This is a genomic window from Bacillota bacterium (genome assembly GCA_013178045.1).
GTDB lineage: Bacteria > Bacillota > Ch66 > Ch66 > Ch66 > Ch66.
The window spans coordinates 73,729-80,625 of record JABLXP010000008.1 but is presented as its reverse complement, the minus strand read 5'-3'; the positions used below and the strand labels follow the sequence as shown (position 1 = coordinate 80,625).

The window sequence follows — 6,897 nt, the reverse complement described above, 5'->3', positions numbered from 1 at the left end:
CTCGATTTTGGACGAACACCTTATCCATTGTTTAAGAGAAAAGAGCGTTTTTAAGAACTGGCCGCTGGAAGACATCATCCCCAGCAGGGAAGCCTTTTTTGCTTTTCTGCAAGAAAAATGGCGTCGATTCCTGGAAAGCACGGCCAGAGGAGAGAAATTCACCGAGGTCCCCTTTGACCATTATGACATACGGGTGTACATCGACAACCTGTTCTTAGAAGGAAACTTAAGTCCTGTTCCGGTTGCGAGTACGGAAGGTATGCCCGAGTGGGTCCGGGCAGGTGTGCTTTTCGATAAGCAGGCTGAGGAAAGGCGCAGGATTAAGTGGCTGCTAGAGAAGATACGAAAAGATATACCTGGAGAAACGGCAACCCACAGGGACTGGCAGCGCCTGGCCGTTCTGTGGGCGGAATTGATTGTACTCAGCGGTGAGCTGAATCAGGACGTAAAAACTGGAAGTAAACCGCAAATTGAGGAATTGCACGATGAATTGGAAGAACGCTTTGCGAGCTGGATGCTCGTGCGCTACGGTTCTTTGGCCAACCTTTCTTACACGTCCAAACCGGTAATGGTGCATCACATACCCCGTTATCTGGCTCATCTGCGTGCCAAAGAAGGAGCAAAAAACATTGCTCTGCTCGTAATTGACGGTCTGGCGTTAGATCAATGGCTGGTTATCCGCAATTTCCTGAGAGACAGGTGCCCGGCGTGGCGAGTCGAGGAAAACCAGGTCTTTGCCTGGGTACCGACGTTAACTTCTATCTCGCGGCAGGCACTGTTCGCTGCAGAGCCGCCCCTGTATTTCAAGGACTCTTTAACGACAACCTCGAAAGAAGAACAGCACTGGCATAAATTTTGGGAAGACAGCGGGGTCAGGAGGGGAAATATCTACTACCGTAAAGGTTTGGGTGACGAGTTGGCAAGTGAAATTGGAGAATTTTTAGGATCACAGTTCGAGATCGTGGGTATGGCTATAGATAAAGTGGACAGAATCATGCATGGCATGGAGCTGGGAACAGCTGGTATGCACCAGCAAATCAGACTGTGGGCCGAACAGGGTTACCTGATACAGCTAATTGAACATCTCCTTAAAAACAAATTTGCCGTCTATCTGACTTCGGATCACGGTAATATTACGGCCAGGGGGAAGGGCCGTTTGCCGGACGGGGTCCTGGCTGAGTCCCGCGGTGAGCGGGCCAGAATTTATCATTACGAAGTTTTTCGGCAGCAGATGATGGAAGAAATAGAAAATGTCATCTGTTGGCCTGGTTTTGGTTTACCCCAGGGTTACTCCGTTCTGCTGGCCAGGGGCCGGTCGGCCTTTGTTTCTGAGGGTGAAGAAATCGTAAGCCACGGCGGAATATCTTTGGAAGAGGTTGTCGTTCCTTTTGTCAGGATGTGGGAGGAGCATTGATCATGGCATTAAATATCGGTTTTGACCGGAGAATTAAGCTGGAATGGCTGGATGCCGCCGCCTGGAAAGCCGCAACGGAAACAGACATTGCTGAGGTACGGAAATACCTTGATGATTTCTTGCAATCAGAATGTCGAAGTAAAGAGGCACGCAGGAAGACCATAACCGTACTAACTCGGATTTGGGTGAGGGTACCGCAGAAACATCGGTCATTACAGGAGCGGGCTTTAGGAATTTTAACCGAGGACGGCCCCGATACAAGACTCTGGTTGCACTGGGGCATGACGCTTGTGGCATATCCATTTTTTCGCGATATAGCGGATATTATTGGTCGTCTTTTGACACTGCAGAATGAAGTTTCTCTAGAGCAGATTTACCGTCGGCTGGCGGAGCGGTGGGGGGAAAGGTCAACTGTTTGCCGGGCGAGCCAGCGAGTTGTACGTTCGATGGTAGACTGGGGCGTTCTCCAGGATACGGCCGTAAAAGGCGTTTATATCCCCGCCGCCAAAAAAGGCCCGGCCAGCGCTAGTGTTCAGTTATGGTTTTTAGAAGCCCTGCTGTATTCAGAATCCACCCCAATGACGATCCTGCAACAATTGCCAAAGTTACCTTCAGCTTTTCCGTTTCACCTGGATATTTCGGTGGCGGATATACGGCAATCTAAACGGTTTGAAATACAGCGTCAGGGTTTGGATTTAGACATGGTTACAATCGTACACCGGTAATGGTCGGGTCTGTAGCTCTTTGGTGGTGGAGCCCGTAGGCGGGCCTGGAAAGTAAGGGGTCCACTCTTGGGTAAGGAAGTTGCCTGCTACCTCAAACGCTACGACCCGACAAGGAAGGTGAGACAGTGCGAAACATTCCGCCAGATGTGCTGAAAAGGATTCAGGAGGAAATGTGTCGCCCGGAAGGGACGGTTGAGTTCGATTACGTTTCTGAAACGCTTTTTGATACAGCTCTGCCTCAGGAGGTCATTTTGGAACTGGCGGCCGGAGCCCACATTTTCCAATTGGTGCGCAACGAGCGGTTAGAGTTGTTATTTTATCATTCCGCTCCTGGCACAGGAACCCGCGTGGTCACGGTGGATCTAACGTCTGTTACCCCCTGTTTTCGGGTATATATCGCGCTTGTGTGGTCTCCTTTGGAAACAAGGCTGTATGTAGGCCCGAGGGTTCCCGGGGGAAAGCTGGTGCGGGCTGAGGGGCGACCGTCCCCGGTACAACTCAGGGTGGGCGAGGATGGTCGTGTTTACAGGATCGGCGATACCAGCTTGGCGGTGGGCCACTACTCCGTGCGCTTGGGCGGGCATTTGGTGTTACAGCCTACAGCCATAGAGGCCTGGCGGAACACGGTGCAAGCGATGGAGTTGCTTAGAAAAGCAAAGTCAGAAGAGGATTACGCTTTCGAAGTGATTTTGAGCAACTTCATAATTGTTACACTGGTGACAGGCTTTGAGGCCTACTGCAAAACAAGGTTCCTGGAGCTGGAATCAGAAGGGATTAACTCCGACCTTGAGGCCTTAATAACTGCCTTTTACTCCCAACGGGAGAGAGCACATTTCACCGCAGACGATTTGAAAGAAGAGGCAGTCGCCAGGAACCGGACAGTACTTCAGAAGATGGTCGGGGATCGACGTATAAACTTTCAGGATTACGAGGAGGCGAAGAAGGCGTACCGTAAGGCCTACGGCATAAAGTTTGGCGAGATAGGAGTCTCCTCCAATGATCTGGCGCTGCTCCAACGGCTCATTCACCACCGCCACAGGGTGGTGCATTTCAGCCCGTGGGAAAGCTTACTCCCAGTTGCCTCGGGGGAGCCTGAGTTCTCCGATCAAAAGCTGGTGGAAAAGGCCGTCGATTGTTTCAACCGTTTCGTGAATAGGCTGCACGAAGCTACGTTGCGCCTGCGCCCTTGTAAGTAAAGTGTCATTTAGCACATTATCTGTTGAATTTCAGGATAAATTACTCAGGCCGGCTGCCCCAATTTGCAAGATTAGCAAATTGGGATTTGCCAGCTTTGACGGGTTGGTCAAAGAAGTGTAGAAAAGGGTGGGCATACCAACAACCGCGGAAGAGCCCCCCGATCACTTTTTGGGCAGGCTCGAAAAGAGAGGGATCAAGGTGTACCAAATCGTCTGGGAAATTCTTAATCGCCCGGATTAGCGCGATGGTGAGCAGATTCCAATCTTAGGTCAAGACACTTTTGCTGCCAAAGAAATCGGATGCCGCTGCAGTTGTGACCGCACTTAACTGCTGTCTTTCCTACTGGTGGCTCCTCGTTTTTTCGGATTGTCGTTACTTACCGTCAACTACAACATCAGTACCGCATGGACAAGAATGCGGGAGAAGAGGAGTGAGCTATGAAGCTTGAACGAGTCAAAATCCAGAATTACAGAAGCATCAAGGAGCTAGAGTTCGAGGTTGGGGACCTTTGCGCCCTGATTGGTCCTAACAACGTGGGCAAGTCCAACATTCTCAGTGCCCTTGCTTTAGTGCTGGGAGAAACGTGGCCAACGACCAGAGCCATTGAGCTTGCGGACTTTTACGCTTATTCGGATGGGGACATGGTGATCACCGTTTGGTTCGATCAAGAGCGTGAGACGCGGGGAGATGTTGGGAGTTCCGTGAAGTATTCGGGGATACAGTTCAAAATCGATAGATATAAGAGAAAAACAGGGGAAAAAGAACCTGGTGACCTGAAGTCATCGTTTGTGTGTGTAGACAAGGATGGCAACCCCGTCAACATACTGAAACGTCCGAATCCACAGGCGAAGCCGTACCAGAGCCCTGCGCAAGTTACTAGCGACATTCGTGGCGAACTACCTGCGGTAATTATCGATGTGGACAGGAATGCTCGCTATCATTTGTCCGGCAGTTCGCGTTCTATCTTCGGGCGCATGCTGGCTGATATCGCGAAAGAACTAAAAAAGGATTCTAAAAGGTTCAAAGCATTCCTGGATAAATTTGAAGAAGCCAGAGAACTCCTGCGCACGAAAGAGTTCGAGGAACTTGAGAAAAATCTTGCTGAACAATTAAAGCGCCACACTGGCTTACGGGAACTGTCGCTTCAGTTGGATGGCCTCGACCCTATAAATCTGTACAAGAACTTTTCAATCTTGTTCAAGGATCCCGATACCCCGGAATTGGTCGATTTTGAGCGCATGGGCTCAGGTGTTCAATCTGCTCTTGTAATGAGCTTGCTTCAGGTCTATCGTGAGATGAAGAAGGAAAACGCCATATTACTCTTCGAGGAACCTGAGCTCTATCTTCATCCGCACGGACGCCGACACCTGTTTCGTCTTCTCAAGGAACTTTCCGAAAATGGCGTTCAGATAATTTACACGACGCACAGCCAGGATTTTGTTGACCTGGAATCTTTTGAGTCAGTGAGACTGGTTTATAAAACTAAGGACGCCGGCACAAAGGTGAAGACTCCAGATGTATCTAAAGTAACAGGAGATTGGAAATCACGAGTTAAGCACCTCGCCGAGCCAAAAAACGAAGCCTTTTTTGCTCGAAAGGTAATTATCGTCGAAGGTCCGACTGAGCACTTAGCCATCCGACGGCTCGCTGATATGATGGAACCGACTTTGGAGCTTGACCTATATGATTGTTCCGTGATTGAAGCTGGAAGCAAGACCGCTATTCCTATTCTTGTAAGGATCATGGCAGCTATCGAAAAGCCTGTGATGGTCATTTACGATACGGATTCAGACAAAACTGACCCGCAGGACGTAGCTACCAACGAGAAACGTGAAAGGGACATTCAAGAAGCAGTCAAAGTACATGGTTCAGCTTTGACGTTCAAGTGCGATCCCTGCTTTGAGGCCGTGGCGGGAATCGAAGAGCCACGAAAGCATGAAAAGCCCGAGCACATGATGGTGCACCTCGATGCTGCCGGAGACTGGAATGGAGTGAGTGCGGAGCTTAAGAGACTTATGGAAGAGATCGTTAGGTTTGTAACCAGAGGAGATGATTCTTCTGATGGATATCCTTCCTGACGTTCTTAAACCGGGCCTTAAGGTGGTTTTCTGCGGGATGGCGGCTGGGAACCGGTCTGCATTGGGGCTTATTATGCCGGGCGAGGCAACCAATTCTGGACAGTACTCTACAGGATTGGCCTAACTCCTCGCCAGTTACAGCCACAAGAATATCGTATCCTTTTGAATTATGGTATAGGTCTCACCGATTTAGTGAAAAAGGCTTCAGGGAATGATAATACTTTAAAGAAAGAAGTCTTTAATATTGCGGGTCTTAGGCAGCGTCTGGAAAAAGCGTCTCCAAAAGTGGTTGTTTTTAATGGTAAGCGAGCTGCTATGGAATTCCTGGGTCGTCCCGTAAAATACGGGTTACAACCGGAAAGAGTGGGGTCATCGGCTGTTTTCGTCTTACCATCAACCTCGGGTGCGGCACGAGCTTACTGGAATGAACAATACTGGTTGGAACTTGCCGATTATGTAGTTCAACCGCCTAGCGAGCGCAGGAGTTGATATGAATGATTAGCAATAAGGTGTTGTATCTCGTCAAAGACAGTTCATTTGGATTGCGGCCTCCTTTAATGCTGGCCATTGGGGTTGAAGTACATGATGACTGGGTCGGCTTTCACAGCACAAACCGGGGGCACCAATTCTTTGGGAAGCTTGTGAAGGAGACAAAGAATGGGTTTGTCTGGCACCGAATAGAGGACACGCTGGAGGAAGGGCGCAAGGACTTCGGGCTTATAGAGTTCAAAGCCCTGACGCTTAAAGAGTACAATAAGAAAGTGCGCCCGTATTTAGTGGGTCCTGTTCCAGAATTCAATTCCACCGAAGAACTCTATGAGTTCTATCAGCGGGAATTCGGGCGTAGGGGTTATCATTATGGTTAACATAGTAACTCCGTTTCTAGAAACGTTCTAGAAAAAGATAGATAAATCTAGAAAACCATCTTGATAACTAAACTCGCGCCGCTTCTGATGGTCGGGCGGCGTGAGAGAATCAGGTTCATCACTCGTGCCGTTATCCCACAGAGCAGGAGAGCCCGTGCTTATATATGGGGATGGTGTTTGGAGAAGAAACTACTTGCTGATATGCTGGGATGTTTCCTTACTGCCTCGCGGGGAGGGGTCCATACTGCCTTGCTTGGATAATGCGCAGGTCGAGGGTTCGAATCTCTCCATCAGCTCCAGCCTTATTAATCAAAGGTTTCAGCCTCTAAAGTGCCCTCGCGAATGCACAGGTGCTAAGGAGGCTGATTTTATGCCAAGTGTCCTGGCCGTCTAGGCGCAGCCTCACTGGCGTCCCTTCAGCCGCGCTCCCGGTGCCAGATGTTTCTGAAATAAAAAAACCGCTGCGTCAAATCGCAACGGTCCCATAGAGGGAAGGATGAATAAAACTGCAAATGTATTATTACATTTTCCAATGCGCTAATCAATAAATCCAGAAGAAGTATATTGTATTCTTAACAAAGTTAAATTTACCACGCTACATCTGCTGTTGTCGCTGG

The 6,897-nt window shown here is 49.3% G+C and carries 5 protein-coding genes and 1 pseudogene; all 6 read left to right on the top strand.

Annotated features, from left to right (window positions below):
- On the top strand, nucleotides 1-1,414 hold a 1,414-nt coding region (gene pglZ, locus HPY81_06230; GenBank protein NPV27046.1), incomplete at its 5' end, for a BREX-3 system phosphatase PglZ.
- A 2-nt stretch (nucleotides 1,415-1,416) separates the two neighbouring features.
- The gene (locus HPY81_06225; protein NPV27045.1) at nucleotides 1,417-2,139 is read left to right on the top strand and encodes a hypothetical protein; all 723 of its coding nucleotides are present in this window, start codon (nucleotides 1,417-1,419) and stop codon (nucleotides 2,137-2,139) included.
- 170 nt (nucleotides 2,140-2,309) lie between these two features.
- On the top strand, nucleotides 2,310-3,335 hold the full coding sequence (locus HPY81_06220) for a hypothetical protein (GenBank protein NPV27044.1): 1,026 nt from the start codon (nucleotides 2,310-2,312) through the stop codon (nucleotides 3,333-3,335).
- A gap of 438 nt (nucleotides 3,336-3,773) precedes the next feature.
- A complete protein-coding gene (locus HPY81_06215) occupies nucleotides 3,774-5,414 on the top strand; it encodes an AAA family ATPase (protein ID NPV27043.1) in 1,641 nt (546 codons plus the stop codon).
- Nucleotides 5,386-5,903: pseudogene (locus HPY81_06210) on the top strand (mismatch-specific DNA-glycosylase). The gene HPY81_06215 and the pseudogene HPY81_06210 overlap by 29 nt, the downstream one beginning before the upstream one ends.
- A 5-nt stretch (nucleotides 5,904-5,908) precedes the next feature.
- Nucleotides 5,909-6,280, top strand: a complete 372-nt coding sequence (locus HPY81_06205; GenBank protein ID NPV27042.1) for a hypothetical protein — start codon at nucleotides 5,909-5,911, stop codon at nucleotides 6,278-6,280.
- The last annotated feature ends 617 nt before the right edge of the window (nucleotides 6,281-6,897 follow it).